Annotated in this window: 21 protein-coding genes; 10 read left to right on the forward strand and 11 right to left on the reverse strand. The window is 67.6% G+C overall.

What is annotated here, in order from left to right; translation table 11 throughout:
• The 6 genes from FBQ73_RS23490 to FBQ73_RS03620 all read right to left on the reverse strand — a co-directional run.
• On the reverse strand, window positions 1-173 hold a 173-nt coding region (locus FBQ73_RS23490), incomplete at its 3' end, for a GCG_CRPN prefix-to-repeats domain-containing protein (RefSeq protein WP_392567220.1).
• Window positions 174-312: 139 nt separating this feature from the next.
• Complete coding sequence (locus FBQ73_RS03595; RefSeq protein WP_170218732.1) at window positions 313-1059, reverse strand: flavin reductase family protein; 747 nt, start codon at window positions 1057-1059, stop codon at window positions 313-315.
• Entirely contained in the window at window positions 1053-1277 is a 225-nt protein-coding gene (locus tag FBQ73_RS03600; RefSeq protein ID WP_170218733.1) for a hypothetical protein, read from the reverse strand. The genes FBQ73_RS03595 and FBQ73_RS03600 overlap by 7 nt, the downstream gene beginning before the upstream one ends.
• Window positions 1278-1397: 120 nt before the next feature.
• The gene (locus FBQ73_RS03605; RefSeq protein WP_138398152.1) at window positions 1398-1916 is read right to left on the reverse strand and encodes a TOBE domain-containing protein; all 519 of its coding nucleotides are present in this window, start codon (window positions 1914-1916) and stop codon (window positions 1398-1400) included.
• A 556-nt stretch (window positions 1917-2472) separates the two neighbouring features.
• Window positions 2473-3378: an AEC family transporter gene (locus FBQ73_RS03615; RefSeq protein ID WP_138398153.1), complete on the reverse strand. Its 906-nt coding sequence runs from the start codon at window positions 3376-3378 to the stop codon at window positions 2473-2475.
• Window positions 3379-3381: 3 nt separating this feature from the next.
• Window positions 3382-4551: an aminotransferase-like domain-containing protein gene (locus tag FBQ73_RS03620; RefSeq protein ID WP_138398154.1), complete on the reverse strand. Its 1170-nt coding sequence runs from the start codon at window positions 4549-4551 to the stop codon at window positions 3382-3384.
• An 83-nt stretch (window positions 4552-4634) separates the two neighbouring features.
• Between FBQ73_RS03620 and FBQ73_RS03625 the strand changes: the two genes are divergently transcribed.
• A complete protein-coding gene (locus FBQ73_RS03625; protein ID WP_138398155.1) occupies window positions 4635-5534 on the forward strand; it encodes a LysR family transcriptional regulator in 900 nt (299 codons plus the stop codon).
• Here the strand turns inward: FBQ73_RS03625 and FBQ73_RS03630 are convergent, their stop codons facing one another.
• Window positions 5535-6431, reverse strand: coding sequence for an MBL fold metallo-hydrolase (locus FBQ73_RS03630; protein WP_138398156.1), 897 nt, complete (start codon window positions 6429-6431; stop codon window positions 5535-5537).
• On the reverse strand, window positions 6428-7729 hold the full coding sequence (gene hutI, locus FBQ73_RS03635) for an imidazolonepropionase (protein ID WP_170218734.1): 1302 nt from the start codon (window positions 7727-7729) through the stop codon (window positions 6428-6430). Before hutI ends, FBQ73_RS03630 begins: the two co-directional genes overlap by 4 nt.
• Before the next feature lie 395 nt (window positions 7730-8124).
• Here hutI and FBQ73_RS03640 point away from each other — a divergent pair, with 395 nt between their 5' ends.
• The 7 genes from FBQ73_RS03640 (at window position 8125) to FBQ73_RS03670 (ending at window position 14170) form a co-directional block, all read left to right on the forward strand.
• Window positions 8125-8814: a TetR/AcrR family transcriptional regulator gene (locus FBQ73_RS03640; RefSeq protein ID WP_138398158.1), complete on the forward strand. Its 690-nt coding sequence runs from the start codon at window positions 8125-8127 to the stop codon at window positions 8812-8814.
• Window positions 8811-9599: an ABC transporter ATP-binding protein gene (locus tag FBQ73_RS03645; protein ID WP_138398159.1), complete on the forward strand. Its 789-nt coding sequence runs from the start codon at window positions 8811-8813 to the stop codon at window positions 9597-9599. The genes FBQ73_RS03640 and FBQ73_RS03645 overlap by 4 nt, the downstream gene beginning before the upstream one ends.
• Window positions 9596-10306 (forward strand): ABC transporter ATP-binding protein, encoded by a 711-nt coding sequence (locus tag FBQ73_RS03650; protein WP_138398160.1) that lies wholly within the window; start codon window positions 9596-9598, stop codon window positions 10304-10306. Before FBQ73_RS03645 ends, FBQ73_RS03650 begins: the two co-directional genes overlap by 4 nt.
• Window positions 10306-11163, forward strand: a complete 858-nt coding sequence (locus FBQ73_RS03655; protein WP_138398161.1) for a branched-chain amino acid ABC transporter permease — start codon at window positions 10306-10308, stop codon at window positions 11161-11163. The genes FBQ73_RS03650 and FBQ73_RS03655 overlap by 1 nt, the downstream gene beginning before the upstream one ends.
• Before the next feature lie 5 nt (window positions 11164-11168).
• A complete protein-coding gene (locus FBQ73_RS03660) occupies window positions 11169-12098 on the forward strand; it encodes a branched-chain amino acid ABC transporter permease (RefSeq protein WP_138398162.1) in 930 nt (309 codons plus the stop codon).
• Window positions 12099-12103: 5 nt separating this feature from the next.
• Window positions 12104-13330, forward strand: a complete 1227-nt coding sequence (locus tag FBQ73_RS03665; protein ID WP_170218735.1) for an ABC transporter substrate-binding protein — start codon at window positions 12104-12106, stop codon at window positions 13328-13330.
• Window positions 13331-13636: 306 nt separating this feature from the next.
• Entirely contained in the window at window positions 13637-14170 is a 534-nt protein-coding gene (locus FBQ73_RS03670) for an HPP family protein (RefSeq protein WP_138398164.1), read from the forward strand.
• 14 nt (window positions 14171-14184) lie between these two features.
• Here FBQ73_RS03670 and FBQ73_RS03675 read toward each other — a convergent pair whose 3' ends face one another.
• Entirely contained in the window at window positions 14185-15063 is an 879-nt protein-coding gene (locus FBQ73_RS03675; RefSeq protein ID WP_170218736.1) for a YoaK family protein, read from the reverse strand.
• Window positions 15064-15328: 265 nt separating this feature from the next.
• On the opposite strand from FBQ73_RS03675, the gene FBQ73_RS03680 reads away from it, so the two are divergent.
• The gene (locus tag FBQ73_RS03680; protein WP_138398166.1) at window positions 15329-15616 is read left to right on the forward strand and encodes a hypothetical protein; all 288 of its coding nucleotides are present in this window, start codon (window positions 15329-15331) and stop codon (window positions 15614-15616) included.
• A 368-nt stretch (window positions 15617-15984) separates the two neighbouring features.
• Here FBQ73_RS03680 and FBQ73_RS03685 read toward each other — a convergent pair whose 3' ends face one another.
• Window positions 15985-16563 (reverse strand): cytochrome b, encoded by a 579-nt coding sequence (locus FBQ73_RS03685; protein WP_138398167.1) that lies wholly within the window; start codon window positions 16561-16563, stop codon window positions 15985-15987.
• Complete coding sequence (locus FBQ73_RS03690) at window positions 16560-17627, reverse strand: catalase family peroxidase (RefSeq protein ID WP_138398212.1); 1068 nt, start codon at window positions 17625-17627, stop codon at window positions 16560-16562. Before FBQ73_RS03690 ends, FBQ73_RS03685 begins: the two co-directional genes overlap by 4 nt.
• Before the next feature lie 287 nt (window positions 17628-17914).
• On the opposite strand from FBQ73_RS03690, the gene FBQ73_RS03695 reads away from it, so the two are divergent.
• Window positions 17915-19279, forward strand: a complete 1365-nt coding sequence (locus FBQ73_RS03695) for an aminotransferase-like domain-containing protein (protein ID WP_246089549.1) — start codon at window positions 17915-17917, stop codon at window positions 19277-19279.
• The last annotated feature ends 13 nt before the right edge of the window (window positions 19280-19292 follow it).

Below are 19292 nucleotides of genomic sequence, written 5' to 3' on the forward strand. Positions count from 1 at the left end.
TCGCGGCAATGGCCCCACGGCCCGCGCCACCAGCCCGGGCCGCAGCCCTGCGCGACGGGAAGGACCGAGGCGGTCTCGGGCACGGGCGATGGCGCAAGCGGCAGGGCCGAGGCCGGCAACGCCGCCAATGCAGCGATGCTGAGGCCCGAGAGGACACCGAGGCAAGATCTCATGACGCGTGACTCCGCTGGGATACCCGACCTGGGGTATCGGTTGCTGACGGACGCCGGGCGGATCCTCGGCGCATTGGTGACGATGGTGGGCGTGCGCCGGTTGTCAAGCCGATGTGACGGCGAGGGACTGGCCGGCGGATCATGGGGCGATCGTCAGATCGGTAAGCGGCACAGCCTGGCAGGCGCGGCACGATCCGGGGTCCCCCTCGAACGGGACGCGATGGGCGAACTGGACCTCGTGGACTTCGACGATACAGCTTTCGCACTGGCCTACCCGGCATCCACTCCGGAGCGCGCCGCCCGCCGTCAGCGCCGCGTCCAGAATGGAGCCGGGAGCGGGGGCCATCCAAAGGATCGCCCGGTGCCGGCGATGGTGATGGCGCAGGGCTTCAAGTGCGGGGGCGCTTCCGCCACGCAGGAATAAGGCTTCGGTGAAGATGTCGAAGCGCGGCAGGCCCCATCGGGCAAGCGCGCCCTGCATGGCGGCGATGAAGCCCGCGGAGCCGCAGATAGAGGCGAGCGGCCGCCCCGGGGTAACGTACGGCAACAGGCCACCGGCACGCAGGGCGTCGATGTCGATGCGGCCTTCCACGTCGAAACGCTGCGCCTCAAGGTCGTGCGCTTCGGGACGGGAATAGGCCGTGATCCGGCGCAGCCCGGCGATGTTGCGGGCAAGCCTGTCCACGCGATCGGAGAGGGGGTGGTCGTGTCTGCCGCGACAGCCGTGCAACAGGTAGATCGGAGCCGCCCTTCCGGATGGCGCCGCCGCGACCGCCTCCGGATACCAGACGAAGGGCGTGATGCCGATTCCATTGGCGATGAGCGGAACCGGGCGCGCGCCATCCACCGGCGGGGTAAACACGCCCGAGGGCGCCTCGATCAGCACCTCGTCCCCAGTCTGGCCGGCAGGGGACCGCCATCGGTCGCCACCAACTCCAGCGCCCGCATCTGGGTGTCCGCCGGGCGGCCCTTGGCGCAGAGCGCGCCTCCGGTAGGATGACCAGTGTGCGGCTCGACGCCGAACATGCGCGCGTTCTCCACCAGCGTGATCGAGCCGCAGCGCGAGTGGCACAGCGTGCAGTAGCCTTCGTGTCGTTCAGCCATTGATCCGTCTCTCGCGCGTATCGCGAGCGCGCGGCTGTGCGGGCCGCTCCTCCGGGAGCGATCGTGCATGGGGGTGAGGGCTTCGGGCGGCAAGCCTCCCCAGGGAGACGCGGCGCAGGCTCAAAACAGCATGGGCGCGTCGGCTGGCCAGGATGCCACCACGCGGTCCCCCGGCCGCAACTCGTCGTCGCGGCCGGTGTCGGCATTCTGCAGGTGTGCCGCCAGTCTTGCCCCCGAGGCGGTGCGCACGATCAGTTTGGTCAGCGCGCCGCGAAATCCCGCATCCTCCACGGTCGCCTCCAAAGAGTCCTCGGTGCCGGTCATCGCGGCCGCCCGCTTCAGCCGGACATGTTCGGGACGGATGGCGAGCACCGATGCGCCGGGCTCCGAGCAGGCGGGCGGGACCGCGAAACGCTCTCCGGCCTGTGTGCGGGACGAGCCCGGCGCCTCAAGGCCACCCGTGAACATATTGGTGAGACCAATGAACTCGGTGACGAAGCGCGTCGTCGGCCGCTGGTAGATCTCACGGGGCGTTCCCACCTGCTCGACACGACCCGCCGCCATCACAACGATTCGGTCGGCGACGCAGAGGGCCCCGTCCCGGTTATGGGTGGCGAAGATGGTGGTGAGGCCGATCACCACCGCCGAGCCGGTGTAGAGGATGCGGACCGGCTCGCCGATGAGGTCGGCATACAGGAGCGGGGAGTTGATGAGCCCCCCTTGTCGGCGAGCAGCACCATCCAGCCCGCTGTGCAGCTCAGCGCCACCAGCAGTGTGCGGCCGAGGATCGTCAGGTAGAACGGCTCGCCAAGGAACCGGAGGCAGTTTTCGAAGGTCAGGCCGCTGAGATCGGGCGATGTCGGCTCGAAATGGGCCGGGCTGACGCGGGCCATGAGGGCGAGCGGAACGATGAGCCCGGCCAGCAGTGAGGGAAGACGACCTCTACGGCTATCTGGAAGGGGCCGCAACTTCCATCAGGCCTTCATCGGCGCCGCCGAAAATGCCCTGCTCACCGAAATGGCCATGGCGCTCCGCGACAAGATGCGGCTTCACGGCATTTCCTCACGGGCAGGACTGGAGCGGCAGACGGCGTCGGTCGATGAAGACCGTCGCCCCCTCAATGTTGTCCTTTCCTGTTCTGTGCAAGGCGTCGACAGCAGCCGAGCCATGCGACCGCTCGACTGGCAATGGCCCGTTACGCGAAGCTGTTCAGGAACGCGAGCCACAGGGGCAGGCTGACGCACCCGATCAGCGTCGACTGGGCGATGAGGGTGGCGACCGCCTCCCGGTCGGCGCCGAAGACCGAGGCGAGGACGTGGGCCGCGGAGGCCGTCGGCAATGCGGCGAACAGGGTCAGCACCGCAGTGCGGACCGGGTCGACGCCGATGGCCGTGGCCAGTGCCCAGGTGGTCCCCGGCAGGATCACCAGCTTGATGGCATTGAGGGCTGCGGAGAAGCGATCAACCCGCGCCAGCGCACGCCAGTTGAGCGAAGCGCCGATGGACAGGAGCGCGATGGGCACCGCCGCCGTGGCCAGCATCCGCACCGGCTTGAGCATCAGGGGATTGATCTCCACCCGCAGCATCGAAAGCGTCATGCCCGCGACGCTGGCGACAAAGAAGGGATTGGTCACGATCTGGCGGATCATCTTCGATAGGGACAAAGCGTGCCCGCGCGACAGCGCGCCGATGGCCAGCACATTGGCAAGCGGCACCGCCATGCCGATGGCGATGGACATGAGGGCGCGGTGCGTCTCCGGCAGGGTCTGCACCGCGACGAAGGCGAGCGCCGTGTTGAAGCGCCAGGCGGTCTGCCACAGGCCGGCAAAGTCGAGGAAGCGCTCGGGGCCGAGCCGCCGCAGCGGCCAGGCGAGGCAGAAGCCGAGGCCGATGATGAGCCAGACGCCGACGCCCACCACCAGCACGTCGCCCGCATTGGGGGCCTTGCTCAGCGCCGCGGTGAAGATCAGGGCCGGGAACAGGACCTGGAAATTGAGTCTGTCGATGGCCTTCCAGGCATCCGGCGACAAGGTCACGCGCAGCACACCGCCGAGGACGATCAGGCTGAAGTCGGGCAGCAGGGCGAGCAGGATCTGGAACATGGCTCAGCCCCGCAGCGCCGCGATGAGACGATCTGCGGCCACCGGCACATCGGCATCGGAAAGCCCCACGAAACACAGCCGCATCAGGTCCGCGAAGGCCGCATGTCCCGGCTTGAGCGCGAAGGCCGGCCCCGGTGCGTACATCACGCCACCAGCAATGGCCCGCTCGAACAGGCCCTCGCGCACCGTGCCTTCCGGCAGCCCGACGAATACGAACATTCCGCCGTCCACTGGTGGCACACGGAAGCCCGCCGCCGCGAGGCGTCCGACGAGAGCGTCGTGGCGCGCCGCATAGAGGCCGCGCACCCGCGCCACATGAGCGTCGAGCCGGCCGAGGCGCAGGTAGTGCAGCGCCACCCGTTGGGCCAGAGAATTGGGCTGGAGGTCGCTCGCCTGCCGCGCCTCCTGCATGGGCGCGGCAATGGCATCCGGCGCGATGGCCCAGCCGAGGCGCAGACCGGGCGAGATCATCTTGGACAGGCTGCCGAGATGGATCACCACCGCGCCGGGCACCTGGGGCGCCAACGCCATCAGGCTGGGCGGCGGCGGGGCGCGGAACCACAGGGCACGGTAGGGATCATCCTCGATGATGGCGATCATGCGCTCCGCGCACAAGGCAAGCATGGCCAGCCGTTGGGCTTGCGAGAGCGTCTCTCCGGTGGGGTTGCCGAAGGTCGGCAAGGCATAGACGGCGCGCGCATCAGGTGCCGCATCGAGCGCTTCCGCAAGCCCCGCCATGGCGGTGTCGGAGGCCGCCGCGCCATAGCCGACCGCTCGCACGCCTACCGCCGCGCAGGCGGAGAGCACTGCCGGATAGACCGGCTCGGGGACCAGTATGGTGGAGCCGGGCGGCGCCAGGGTGCGGATGGCGAGGTCTATGCCCTGCTGCGCGCCGGAGGTGACGAGAAGGCGATGACCGGCCGGCACCTCGACCATGTGCTCCTGAAGCACCGTCAGGAGCAGCGGATCGCCGGCACTCGGACCGTAGGTCCAGGACGGAAAGTCGGCGCCTGCGCGCGTCAGTGCTTCGGCCAGGCCCTCATGGTCATAGGCGTCGCGGGAGGGATGCCCGCTGGCGAGATTGAGCATGCCCGGCCGTGCCGCGAACGGGAAAAGGGCGCGCAGGGGATTGGCGGGAATGCTGGCGATGAAGGGATTGAGGGTGATGCTCACGGGCGGGCCGGACTTTCTGGTGGCGACGATACCATTCTTCGGTAGAATGGACGGGCATAGTCCAATAACTGTTGGTTATTCAGATGGCCGACGATCCCTTCGATGCCATTCCTCTTCTCGCCTTGCGCCTGCTGCCCCTCGTGGCTCGGCTCGGCAATCTCTCGGAGGCGGCGCGCGCCCTCGATGTCAGCCAGCCGGCGGCGAGCAAGGCCATTGTCCGCGCCGAGGAGATGTGCGGCGTTGCTCTCGTCGTGCGCGGGCGCCGGCCCATGGTGCTCACGGCGGAAGGCCGCATCCTGGCAGAACACGCGGAACGGCAGGACGAGCTTGCCCGCCTGACGGCGCGCCGCCTGGAGGATTGCCGGGCGCAGGGGGAGGGGCTGGTGCGCATCGCTTCGTTCGGGGCGTCGGCCTCCACCCACATCCTGCCGCAGCTCGTGGCCGCGGTGGCCCGGCGCTACCGCAAGCTCCAGATCGAGATCACCGAGAACACCGACCAGCCTACGCTTCAGGCGCTGCACGACGGCCGGGTCGACTTCGCCACCATTGTCGAAATCGACGATCCCGACCTGGAGCTTCTACCGCTCAAGCACGATCACCTGATGGCGCTGGTGCGGACCGCAGATCCGCTGGCCCGACACCGGACGCTGGATGCGCAGGCCTTGGCCGCCGTGCCCTTCATCATGACCAAGGGCGGCAGTGAACCGCTGGTGCGGGCCTGGTTCGCGCGCGGCGGCCACGCCCCCGTGATCCGCCACTCGATCCAGCAGATCACCTCCATCCTCGCTCTGGTGCGGGCCGGCATGGGGGTGTCGATCATCGCCGAGACCGCGGTGCCGGAGACCCATGCCGGTGTCACAGTGACGCCGCTCGAGCCGAGCTTTCCCCGCACCATATGCCTGGCCCGCCGCGTGGGGGGATTTGCCTCCCACGCGGCGGAGATCGTCTGGCGCACCGCCGCCGCGCGCGCCCTCGTTCGCTGATCAGGCCCCCTTGGGCAGGGCCTTGAGGGCCGGCTTGTCGAAGGCCACCTTTTCCCCGAAGCAGAACACCCGGCCGGCTTGGGCCTTCACGAAGGCCGGATCGAGCCGCATGGCGCCGGTCTCCGCCCAGATGGCGTCGGCGCGGGCGTTTACCCAGGAGTCGGGGGGCAGCAGGGTTGAGCCCCGCGTCGTCACGTCCCAGATCCCGTAATGGTGGGGGACGATGAGGCGGGCCTTCAGCCGTTCCGCGATGGCATCCGCCTGTTCATAGCTCAGGACGTGCTGGGAGCCGTCCACCGGCAGCAGCAGGATGTCGATCTGGCCCAACTGCTCCCACACGCGCTCCGGCGGGTTCGGCCGGTTGTCGCCCCAATGCAGGATTCGAAGGCCGGCGACCTCGACGATCAGCAGGCAATTGTCGAACGAGCGCCAGTTGTCGGGCGGCGTGGTGCCCACATGGGTCAGTCGGCGGGTCATCTCCGCCCAGTCATAGGCATTGTGCCGGCTGTCGCTCACATGCTTGTCGGCGATGCCGGTGATGGTCACATCGGCAAAGCTGTAGGTGCCGATCAGCCGGTCGAGAATGACGTTGGCGCTGAGCTGATGCAGGCCGTCATGGTCGAAATGGGCGTGGGTGGAAAGGGCCACGTCCACCTGCGTCGCGGGGAAATCGTAGAGATACCAGTCCCACGTCCCCCAAGGCGGGTTGCGCCAGGGGTCGAGCATCAGCGTCAGCCCGGCCGGAGTGGTGATGCGAAAGGCCGAGCCGCCGAAGAAGGCAAGCTCGATGGCGCCGTCCGCCGAGGCTGCAGGAGCGGCCTCCTGAAGCTCGATCATGTGGTTGTGGTTCTCCGGCTGCCGCCAGGCCCACAGCCCCTCGCTGCTCCTGTCCTTCATTGTTCATCCCTCGGGTTGAGCCTGGTCGCGTCCACGAGGACGCGGCCTTTCTTGATCACGACCGCCGCGGCGTTGGAGCCAAAACGGAAGGCCAACTGGCGGAAGTCCGGCACGTCGAACACCACCAGGTCCGCCTGCTTGCCGGGGGTGATGGAGCCGATTCGGGCGTCGCGCCGGATCGCCTTCGCGGCATTGAGGGTGACGCCCAGCAGCGCCTCCTCGGGCGACATGCCGGAGAGGCGGCAGGCGAAGCCCATGCTCATCTGTTGCGACAGGTGCCAGCACACGGGGCAGAGGTCCGTGGCGAGCGCCACGTTGATGCCCGAGCAGGCGAAGCGGCGGGCGTTCACCGGCCGTGGATGGCCCACCGCCCAGTCGAAGCCGGGAAAGAAGGCGACGCTGGTGCCGGCATCAGCCAGCGCGCGCAGGTCGTCATCGCTCAGCATGTTGCCGTGGTCGACGGAGGCGGCCTTCATCTCGGCCGCAAGCCGCGCGCCGCCCACATTGACCCGCGCATCGGTATGCAGCTTGGCCGCGAGCCCGACATCGGCCGCGGCGGCGAGCACCCGGCGGCACTCTTCAACCGTGAACACGTCCGGGTCCACATAGACATCGCAGAATTCGGCGAGCCCGCGCTCGGCGACGGCGGGAATGGTGTCGGCGATCATCTGGTCCAGATAGCGTGCCGCCCCGTCGCGAGGCCGCGCATGGGCGCCGAGATAGGTGCCGACGATCTCGACGCCGGTGACCTCCTCCACCAACCGGGCCGCCTCGAGGGAGGCGAGGTCGCTGTCATGGTCGAGCCCGTAGCCGGACTTGGTCTCGATGGTGGTGGTGCCGAGGGCCAGCATGCTGCGCGCGCGCCGCAGCGCCGCTTCGGCGAGGCGTTCCACCGGCAGTCCGGCATTGATGGCGCGGGAGGCGGGCACGCCCCAGACAAGGCCCGCGGCGACGAGACCCTCATCGTCAAGTCCTTGCGTGCGGTGGAAATACTCGCTGGAGCGGTCGCCCTCGAAGATGAGATGGGTGTGGCAGTCCACCAGCCCGGGGGCGACGATGCCGCCTCTCGCATCGACGATGCGCGTCTGCGCGCCGATCAGCGCCATAATCGCGAAGGCAGGTCCCACGGCCGCGATCAATTCGCCCCGGACCGCGACGGCGCCCCCCTCCACCACGCCGATGCCGTCGGGCTTGCCGGGGTCGCATAGCACCACCTGCCGGGCACCGAGGATCACAAGGTCGGCAGGGGGCGTATCGGTGGGGGGCTTGTCCTGAACTGGCGTTTCCCGAGCGAGCACCTTTTTCTCTCCATGCCTGACGCGTGACACTTTTCAGGAATGAACGCGGGCCAAAGCTGGAACCCGATGTACACGGCGCGGGGCGCGGCATCAAATCTGTATAAATAATTTCAATATTAAATTGAATTAGTGTATCGCGATTTATGTCGCACTATCGGATTATTTACGAAATAATTAAGTGTGTATTTACCTTCTTAAATTATTAACTTATCTGGAGTGAATAAATATTGAACAGGGAATAATCTGCGGGGCTGACGTTTATACAAGAAATGGCCAATGCGTCTTCGTTCGTGGGGCAGGCGCCGGCGATCTGCCGTGGGTGGTGCGCATAAAACAAGCAGTCATGACTGACTTTTTTGCGCGCGACCCCGGCCGGCGCATGTCAGGCTTCGAGCATGGAAACCATACTCCTCAGACAAGAAGGCGAGACCGTCGATGGCCGCGAGCTGAAGGGGGCCGCCATGCGCGCCCGCCTGCGCGCCGCCACCGAGGAACTCATCGCCGAGGTGGGCGTGAACGCCGCATCCGCAGCCGCCATCGCCCAGAAATGTGGGGTCTCCCGCGGCGCGATGCTGCACCATTACCCGACGCGCGATGAGCTGATCATCGACACCGCAGCTCATTTCTGGCGGCGCGCCCGCGACATCGTCGCCACGCTCGCCGACGATATGAGCGCCGGGCGCACCGACGTGGCGACCTTCGTCGACCGCCTCTACGAGGATGTGTTCCGCGCCAACGCCCTGGTCACCATGCTCGACCTCATGGTCTCCGGCCGCGACACGCGGGTCGGCGAGGCGGTGAACGAGATCCTGACCGACCTGTTCCGCTCCTATGAGGATCTGGGCGTCAAGGCGTTCGACGTCTCCGGCGTGCCACCGGAGCGTATCCACGTGGTCATCACCCTCATCGTCTCCACCCTGCGCGGGCTGCGCATCCAGGACAACATCCATCGCGACGAGGCCCGCGTGCGGGACGTGCTCGCCATGCTGGTGGATGCGGTCCATGTGATCCTCGATCGCGAGCGCGCCGCCGCTCCGGCGGCTACCCCAGCGCCGCGCGCGCGTTCCGCCCGGAGGCGGTCATGACCGAACCGCGCGCCGATGCCCCGCCCCGAATCGAGGCCAACGGGCTTACCAAGCGCTTCAGCGGCGTTACCGTCGTGGACAACGTCTCCTTCCTGGTGGAGCCAGGTCAGATCCTCGGCCTCATCGGCCCCAACGGCGCCGGCAAGACGACCCTGTTCAACCTGATGTCCGGCGTGCTCAAGCCCGATGCCGGCCGCCTGGTGGTGAACGGCGTGGAGGCGAGCGGCCTTCCGCCCCACCGCCTCGCCCGGCTGGGGCTGGTGCGCACCTTCCAGCTCGCCCGCGAACTCGACAAGCTCACGGTGCTCGAGAACGTGCTCCTCGCCGCGCGGACAAATGCCGGCGAAAGCCTCACCGGCGCCCTTTTCCGGCCCGCTGCGGTACGCCTCGACGAGCGGGCGGCCACCGAGCGGGCCCGCGAGATGCTGGCCCTGGTCTCGCTCTCGGATCACGAGTCCAAGCCCGCAGCAAACCTGTCCGGCGGTCAGAAGAAGCTGCTGGAGATGGCGCGCTGCCTGATGGCGGAGGCGGACACCATCCTCCTCGACGAGATCGCAGCAGGGGTGGCGCCGCACCTCGTGGACGAGATCGCCCTGCTCATCCAGCGGCTCAACCGCGAGCACGGCAAGACCTTCGTGGTCATCGAGCACAATATCGGTTTCATCCGCGCGTTGGCCTCCCGCGTGGTGGTGATGGCCGCCGGCCGCGTGCTGGCGGAAGGCAGCTTTGCCCATGTCTCCGCCAATCCCGCCGTCGTCGAATCCTACCTGGGACAGGCCGCATGACGCTTCTGTGCCTCCAGAACCTGCGCGCCGGATATGGCGGCGGCGACATCGTCCACGGCGTCGACCTTGCGGTCGCGCCGGGCGAGATGGTCGCCCTCGTCGGGCCCAACGGCGCCGGCAAGTCCACCCTTCTCAAGGCCATTGCCGGCGTGGCCAAGGTCACCGGCGGAACGCTGACGCTGGACGAGCGGAACCTCATTCCCCTCACCCCGGCCGCCCGCGCCCAGGCGGGCGCGGTGTTCATGCCGCAGGACCGCAACGTGTTCCGCACGCTCACCGTCACCGAGAACCTGTCCGTCAGCGCCTGGGGCTGCCGCGACATCGCACAGCGGCGCGCGGAGGTGACGAGCCTTCTACCCACCATGCGCCCCTATATGCACAAGCGGGCCGGCGGCCTGTCGGGCGGCCAGCGGCAGATGGTTGCGCTCGGCATGGCGCTGATGGCCCGGCCCCGCGTTCTGCTGGTGGACGAGCCCACCGCGGGACTGTCTCCCCTGCTGGTGGGCGAGATGCTGGACGTGCTGCGCGAGCTCGCAGCGGCCGCCGCCCTCGGCATCCTCATCGTCGAGCAGAACGCCCGCGCGGCCCTTGAGCGGGCAGACCGGGCGCTCGTGCTGGTGGACGGCCGGGTGGTGCGGTCGGGCAGCGCGGCGGTGCTGGCGCAGGAGCCGGATTTCGGCGCGCTCTTCTTCGGGGAGGCTGCCTGATGCAGATGTTCATCAATGCGCTGGCGACGGCGGCGATCCTTGCACCGGCAGCGGTTGCCTTCACCCTCATCTTCACCTTGTTCCGCTACGCCAATTTCGCGGCCGGCGGCTTTGTCACCGTGGGCGCCTTCGCCGCTTGGACGCTGAACGCGCCGCTCGGCCTGCCGCTCTGGGCCGGGGGCGTCGGCGCCATGGGCGTGTGCGCGGGGGCGGTGGCGCTCAGCGACCGGGTGGTCTTCCGGCCCCTGCGCGGCCGGAGCGGCGGCACGCTGCTGCTCGTCTCCATCGCCTTGTCCTTCGTCATCGAGAACATCATCCGCTTCTGCTTCGGCGCGCAGGTGAAGGGCTTCGACCTGCCGCTCACTGGCCCCATGGTCTTCGCCGGCCTGCGGGTGCCCAAGGAGACCGTCTGGGTCATCTCCATCTCGCTCATCGCCACCCTGGCGGTGGGTGCGCTCCTAACCTTTACGCCCATCGGCCGGGCGCTGCGGGCGGTGGCGGACAATGCCTCCCTCGCCAATGTGCGCGGCCTGCCTGTGCCGGGCGTGGAGGCTTTCGGGGTCATCGTCGCCGGGGCCCTGTTCGGCCTCTCGGGGACGCTGGTGGGCGTGGATCTCGCCATCGATCCCAACCTCAACTGGGCCATCGCCATCCCGGTGATCGCCGCGGCCATCGTCGGCGGCCTCGGCTCGCCGCTGGGGGCGGCCATCGGCGCCGTCGTCATCGGGCTCGCGGAGGAACTGACCGCGGCCCACTTCTCGCCCACCTACAAGGGCGCCGTGGGCTTCGTGGTGATCGCCCTCGTGCTGCTGCTGCGCCCGCAGGGGCTGCTCGGCACCAAGGTGGAGCGCAAGTAAGCCCCATGGATGCCTATCTCGTCGCCATCCTCACCATCGCCGGGATCTACATCATCCTCGCGCTCGCCCTGAATTTGCAGTTCGGGCTGACCGGCCTCGTCAATTTTGGCGTCGTGGGCTTCTTCTGCCTCGGTGCCTATGCCAGCGGCATCGCCACCGAAAGCTTCCATGCCCCCTTCGTCGGCGGCCTCTGCGTGGCGATGGTGACGGGCGCCGTCGCCGGGGGGCTGCTGGCGCTGCTCTCCCTGCGCCTGTCCGGCGACTTCCTCGCCATTGTCACCCTGGGCTTCGCCGAGACCATCCGGCTCATCTTCAACAACGAGGACTGGCTCACCGGCGGCCCCAAGGGCCTGCTGATCATGACCCGCCCCGTGCTCGCCGATTACAGTCGCTCGGCCAATGCGTGGATGGTGCTCGCCGTCGTCCTGACCGGGGCCGTCCTCACACTGGCGCTGATGCTGCGTCTGGCCGGCACACCCTACGGCCGCGTGTTGCGCGCCATCCGCGAAGACGAGCTGGTTCCCGCGACCCTGGGCAAGAACGTCTTTGTCTATCGCCTCCAGTCCTTCGTCATCGGCAGCGTGCTCATGGCCGCCGCCGGCTCGCTCTATGCCCACTACGTGCAGACCATCACGCCGGACAACTTCACGACGCCGGTGGCAATCCTGGTGTGGATGTCGGTCATCGTCGGCGGCCCCGGCAACATGCTCGGCTCCGTGATCGGGGCGCTGGTGGTGGTGACCATCTACGAAGGCAGCCGCTTCCTCACCCCCTGGCTCGGCTTTCTCGATGCCGAGCAGGTCTCGGCCCTGCGTTTCATCGTCATCGGCACGGTGCTGATCCTCGTCATCCGCTTCCGCCCCGAGGGGTTGCTGCCCGAGCCGAAGCATACGCCCGTCGTGCCCGCCACCCGCCGCCCCGCACTGAAAGGATAATGGCCATGGACCTCACTCGCAGGCTGTTCCTCACCGGAACGACCCTTGCCGTCGCCGCGCCCGCCCTGCTGCGCCACGGCCTTGCCCAGTCCGAGCCCATCAAGGTCGGCAGCCTCGTGCCGCTGTCCGGCGGCGGCGGACCCTACGGCCCGGAGAAGGCGCAGGCGCACAAGGCGGTGGTGGAACTGGTGAATAAGCAGGGCGGTGTACTTGGCCGCCAGGTGGTGCTCATCTCCGAGAATTCCGAGACCAATCCGGAAGCCGCGGTGCGCGCCGCGCGCAAGATGATCGATGCCGACCGCGTCTGCGCCATCCTCGGCACCTGGGCCTCTTCAGTGACCCTTGGCATCATGCCCCTGTGCCAGGAAGCCAACGTCGTCCAGATCTTCACCGGCTCCTCCGACACCCTGCCGAACGGCGACAAGAAGCGCCTGTGCTACAACCTTCAGCCGCTGAACAAGGCCTGGTGCGTGGCGTTGGCCGACCTCGCCGCCAAGCGGGGCGAGCTGAAGATCGCCTTTGCCGGCCCGAAGAACGACTTCGCTGCCTCCATGGGCGAGAGCTTCAGCAAGGCCCTGGAGAAGGTGGGGGGCAAGATCGTCGGCGAGCCGCTCTACTACAACCCGAACCAGGTGTCCTACCGCGCCGAGGCGGAGCGCCTGATCAGCTCGGGCGCGCCGGCCCTGTTCCTGGCGGGCTATGTCACCGACCTCACGCCTGTCTATCGCGAGCTGGTGCGCGGTGGCTATCAGGGGAAGGTCTTCGCGTTGTCCTTCGCCGTGGGCCCGCAGTTCAAGCAGGCGGTGGGGACCGCCGCCAACGGCATCCTGCACGGCTCGCCCGTGCCGCCGGTGGGCAAGGATACCTACGATGCCTATCTGAATCTCGTGGGTCTCAAGCCCAACGGGCAGGTGCAGAATTCCTATGGCTGCGCCGCCTATGACGAGATGAACCTGCTGCTGCTCGGCATCGCCAGCGCCAAGTCCACCGAAGGCCCCAAGATCGCCGAGCACATCATGAAGGTGGCCAACGGCCCGGGCGAGCGCGTGACCACTTTCGAGCAGGGCGCCAAGCTGCTCGCCGAGGGCAAAACCATCAATTACGACGGAGCCAGTTCCTCGGCGGACTTCCTGCCCAACGGCATGCTCAAGAGCCGCGATTTCGCGCTCTATGAGATCCAGGGCGACAAGGACGTGCTCCTCACCACGACCACCAGCGAAGCCGAGCAGTGACGCGGAGGCGCCGAACCGCCCGTGAGTTCGTCGGAGGCCCCATCTCCTGAAAAGGTGTGCGTCTGCCGGTGCAGTTGGTCTCTTCGGAACGGGGCCTGATACCAATGGCGCGTGAGCTCGACTCGCGAGCCATTGGTCCAACCAGGCGGACGCTTGAGCGTACAAGACCGAGGTCGCTGGGCTCAGGCGGTGATGGCGAGGCTTGGCAGGCGGCGAGGGTACACCGGACGGCTGTGGTCCCTCGCCCCCGTCGCGTTTTTTCAGTTCGCAATTGCGAATGGATCGCGCATGGGTGCAAAATAAGGCATGCCTTCTTCGACGCCAAAGCCTGGCATCTCATCGGAAACGCGCGCCCCGGCGCAGACCTTTCGCGACAAGCACGGGCGCGCACTGCTCTGGTGCTGGCAGGGGCTGGGCGGGACGCTGGCGGTCGCGGTCATGGAAGTCGCGGCTTATTTTGGCGAGACGCCTCTGGCTCTCATTCCGTTCGCCACCTCCATCGTCCTTGTACTGGGCATGCCGGAAGCCGAGGCCGCCCAGCCTCGCGCATTGGTGGGCGGCCATCTGGTCTCGACGCTGGTAGGCTTCGCCATGCTCGCCGTCTTCGGGCGTTCGGAACCGGCCGCGGCGGCGGCGGTGGGGCTTGCCATGGTCGCCATGCGGGCCAGTGGCACCATGCATCCACCTGCGGCCATCAATCCCATCATCGTGGTTATGGAGGCCATGAAGCCGGGCTTCCTGCTGGTCCCAGTGGGTTTCGGCGCGGTGCTTCTGTCCTTCTATGCGTTCGGTTGGCACAATCTGGCACGGCGGGGAAGCTGGCCATTGCGCTGGTGGTAAGACCGGCGACTGCGTCAGAGCCAGCCCGAGACCAGGCATGTCATCATGCCGGCGACCAGTGCCGCGGCAATGCCGAGGCACGTTGCCAGGCTGAACGTGCCCAGGGCTTGGGCTCCGAGGATGATGCCGGCGATGAAGGCGCTCCACGACAGGGCGTTCAGCGCCGCTTTCCCGGCTTCTACCCTGTCCCGCCGGCTCCGCGCCAACGACTGCCCCAGATTGAACAGCATGCCTGTGATGAAGCTGCGGCCGATATCCGCGCCTGCCACCACCTGATGCAGTACGTTTTGCAGGCCCATGGCGACCACGACCATGAGAAGGCCTGCGCGGCCATGATCAAGGCGGGCAAGGACGATCGCCGAAAGAAACAGTGCCAGCTCGATGGCGAGCACGGTGGCCATATGCGTGTCGCCGATCCGGTCGCTCACCCTGGTGCCGAGGCATGAGCCGGTGACGAAGGCGAGAACGAACAGGGCAACCCACGCGGCATCCGTCCAGTGCCCGGTTCCCAGCGACAAGCCGAGATGCGTGCTGTTGCCGCTCATGAACGATACGTAGAGGTGGTCGAGCTTGGTGAAGCCCACCGCGTCCATGTACCCCGCGAGCCCCGTCAGCAACAGGCAGAAGGCGGTCGGATGGCGCAACGCTGTCCCGGGCCATTGCGCGCGCGGAGCGGCCCGGGTGTCGGCCGGGGCGGTCCGAAGGGGGCTGATCTGGTTCGACACCGGCTGGCTCCACATGCATTCGGCACACTGGGTCTGCTCTCGCCGGCGCCGCCTCCAGAAGTGATGCGGGCCGGACAAGGGCCTCGCAAGCCTGGGGCTGTTCGGCATGTCGGGTCTTCCGCGCCGGCCGCGCGTCTTGCCTGATCGCCTGCCGGTGATGGTTGCCATGGCCCGCACCGCGACGCAGCGGACGGGAGAGACATCTCTCCGGGATCGGCAAGGCATGCGCTCCAGACCACGCCGGCGTTCTCGCTGTCGCAACGGGCCGCGGCGCGCGACGCGATCGGGTTGGCTCCGTTCCGGGCGTTTCCGGCGTATTCCATACCTTCGTTTCGACACCGCATAGGCACGTATGCTGCTAGCAAACAATCATAGAATTGTTGATCTGACGGACGCGAAATACAGTTACGACATCAGAAACGGAGTGTTCGTCATGTCCATCAAGTCCATTGTGCTCGCCGCCGGTGCCACCCTCGTGATCGTGTCTTCTGCCGGTGCCGCCTTCGCCGATCCCTATATCCAGAAGGAGAACAAGGAGCAGTACGCGGTCTCCGCCCAGGAGAGCCTGATCCCGACCTCCAGGCAGGCCGTGGCCGCCGAGGAGCAGAAGCTCAAGAGCCCGAGTGCCTTCGGCACGCCTGGCCCCTATTACGCCTCCGAGAAGCCCTTCGAGGTCGGCAATCCCCACTGGGGCCCGGCCGAGGATGCCGACCAGAACTAACGAAAGCCAACGTGATAAAGAAAAGGGCCGCACAAGCGGCCCTTTTTCTATTTCCACATCATCGAGGCAGACTTGCAAAACTGGGCAGCACCAGGGCCGTTGGTCCCCGTCGCGAGCGGAGCCGAGTGGTCGTGCGCGACGCGCGGCGACCCTGGTGCTTGCGGACTGAATGCTGCCGGGAGGGGCGGCATGAAACAGGCCGGAAGGGCCAGGGGCCGAGCCCCAGCCGCGAGAGCAGTCTTGAGCAGAGCGGGGCCGGGCAACGGTGCCAGGCAGAGGGGCTGGCGGCCCGCAGGTGCGCGGGTTTCTCGCGCGAAGAAAAGCGCGTTGCAGGCCGGGGGCGCCCCGGCCTGCAACGCGCCACGCATTCACTCGGCGGGATGGACCTGCGCCGAAGGGGCGTGGTCATGGATCGGCAAGGGCGCCATGCTCTCGAATACCCCGTCGCGTCGGATGAAAGCGTGAAACAGGGCCGCCGCGATGTGCAGCAAGATCAGCCCGAAGAAGGCGAAGGCGAAATAGAAATGGGCCTTCCAAAGTACGGCCTGCAAGACGGCGCTTTGCGGTAGAATGGGTGGAAGGTGCAGGCCGCCAAAGAGTAGGATTGGATAGGCGGCTGCAGACATCATGCCCCAGCCCAGCACAGGCATGGCGATCATGAAGAAGTAGAGCGCGTAGTGGGACAGGTGGGCGACAAGCTTCATCGCTCCGGGCAGGTTTGCGGGCAACGCCGGCGCCCCCGAACACAGGCGGACCACGAGCCGGATCAAGGCGAGGGCCAGGATGGCCACGCCCAGGGTCTTGTGTGTGGCAAGCAACGCCAGGTATTTCGGCCCAACGGTGGAGACCATGCCTACGCCGATGAAGAGCATTGCGAGCAGCATGATGGCCATGAGCCAGTGCAGGGCACGCTGCGGCATTGTGAAATGGATTCTCTGTCCGGTCATGGCGTGCTGCTCTTCGCGGTTTGCAGGTGATAGGGGTAGTATTGGGTTTCCGACGCACGCAGATCATAAGATCTTGCATAGGCGGCCGATCGCGCGGCCGGAAATGGATCGTCGGAAACGGCGATGCCGTCGGGCAGGATGGTCGGATCGAAATTGATGTCGCGGCAGGGTCCGTCGCGCTCCGGCTCGATCTTGCTGACGATGAGCGTGCCCACCGTCAGCATGCGCCGGTCCGGTCCCCATGCCTTGCTGGGATCATCGGTCTCGTCGCCTGGATTGGCGAGGGTGATGTTGAATGTCCAGCGCTGCGGGGCCTGGCCGACACGCGCGGTGATCTCCGGTTCAAGATGGTTGGGGCCGAGCCGGGTCAGTTCCGCATTCGTCACCGGCGAGACCGGCGCCTGCGGCAGCAGAGACCAGCGCACGGGATGCCGGGCGCCGCTGGCGTCCACGAACAGGAAGGCATCAAGGCTATTGTAAGCCTCCTCGGCATAGCTCGTGGTCCAGGGCGCGGACTTCGCCCAGCCGCCGAACCGCGCGAATTCCGGGTGCGCCTGGGTGAAACTCGCCATCGCCCCCGGATCGGTACTGTGGGAGGCCTTGAGAAGATCATAGAAGGCCATGGGCGTGGCCACCGGGAAGAACGGCAAATTGATCATCGCCGTGCGCCAGACCGCACCGTCCGGCGCGGTGATCTGGAGGCCCATGCCCCGCACCCGCACCGTGGCATCGGGTGCGTCCGGGTCGGGCGTGCCCAGGTTGAAGCGGCCAAGGACTGGATAGGTTCCGCGCGCGAAAACACCAGCGCGAGAGACCTCGGTCCCGGTTCCGTTGGCTTCGAACACCCCGCTGAAGCAGACGCCCTTGGCATGGTTGCGGCGATGCCCCAGCGCTGGCCCTGACGTCGGCGCCAGCGCCGAGACGAGTTTCGTCGGCGTGAGGCGGCTGGGTGAGAGCCAGCCCGCCGCATAAGCGAAAGATCCCGCGCCGAGAACGACGACGCCTGCGATCACCGCGAGGTAGCCGATCGTTCGCGCGGGGGAGTGTGGATCTGGTTGGGTCATGACGCGCCTTCCGCCCGCTTTCGAGCTGAGGGGCCACCGGAACAGCCGGCATCCTTCTCTCATCATCAAACCCCTAGGACAGGAATGGGTGCGGTGCTTTCTCGTCCGGGCGCCAATGTCCGGATTGCACGCTCGGGCGTGCGCGGGCATCGGGCCCCATTCGGACGGCCTCTCCCCCAGGCCCGACGCGTCCAGCCATTGCCCCGTAAGGCGTGCAGGGTTATCGTTTAAAGACAATATTCTTGATTGTATGGATTTGGGGGCGCGGTATGGCGGGCGGAGACAGGATGGCGCCGTGGATCCGTCCGCTCGATCCGGCTGGCGGTCTTCGCTACCTGCAGATCGTTGATCTCGTCGCCGCGGCCGTCGCCTCCGGCCGGCTTCGTCCGGGGGATCGCCTGCCGCCCCAGCGCAAGCTGGCCGACCAATTGGGCGTGGACCTGACCACCGTCACCCGCGCCTATGCCGAGGCGCGGCGCCGCAACCTGATCGACGCGGTGACCGGGCGCGGCTCCTTCATTGCGGTCCGGCGGGAGCCGGGCGGGCCGCTGATGGACCTCAGCATGAACATTCCGCCGGCCCCCAGGGGGATCCGGCTGGCGGACCTCATGCAGCGGGGGATCAACTCGGTGCTGGCGCGGGCCGACTCCAACCTGCTCATGAGCTATCACGTGGGTGCCGGCTCCCTGGCGGATCGGATGGCCGCCGCAGCGTGGCTTGAACCGCTGCTGGGTGTGGTGGATCCCCAGCGGCTGGTGGTGGCCCCCGGTGCGCAATCGGCCTTGTCCGCCCTCATCGGAAGTCTGGTCGGGCGCGCGGGCGTCATCCTCACCGAGCCGCTCGCCTATCCCGGCCTGCTGGCGGCGGCGCGACACTGGCAGGTGCGCCCCGTTGCCGTGCCGGCGGACGCGGATGGGCCTTTGCCGGATGGTCTCGAACAGGCGGCGCGGAGCCATGGGGCACGGGTGTTCTGCCTGACCCCCACCATCCAGAACCCCACCGCGGTGACCCTTTCCCCGGCGCGGCGGGCGGCGCTCGCCCGCGTGGCGTCGGCGCTCGATCTCATCCTCATCGAGGATGACCCCTACGCTCTGCTGGCACCGGAGGCGCCGCCGCCCGTCGCCACCCTGGCGCCGGAGCGCACCTATTATGTCTCCACTTTGTCGAAGGTGCTGACGCCCGGCCTGCGTACGGCCTTCGTGGTGGTGCCGGACGGCACCGCGCCGGATGCATTGGTCGGCGCCCTGAGGGCTCATGTGTTGATGCCGGCCCCCCTCATGACGGCGCTGGCGACGGACTGGATCCGCAGCGGCGAGGCTGCCCAGTTGCTTGAGGGCGTGCGCGAGGAGGCCGCCGCCCGGCAGGAGATCGCCCGGCACCTGTTTCCTTCGGCGCGGTCGCACCCCAACGGATTGCACCTGTGGCAGCCCCTGCCGGCGCATTGGGATCGCTATCGCCTGGTGGAGGCGGCGCGGCGCGAGGGGCTGGGGGTCACGGCATCGGACGCGTTCAGCGTCGAGGCCCGCGCGCCGGATGCGGTGCGCATCTCCATCGGCGGCGTGCCCGACCGGGCAAGGCTCAAGGCGGCGCTGGAGAAACTCGCCGCCATCATGAGCACCCTGCACGCGCGCTATCAGGATGGCGTGGTGTGAGGCTACCGGGCGC

The sequence above is a fragment of the Xanthobacter autotrophicus genome (assembly GCF_005871085.1).
Lineage (GTDB): Bacteria > Pseudomonadota > Alphaproteobacteria > Rhizobiales > Xanthobacteraceae > Xanthobacter > Xanthobacter autotrophicus.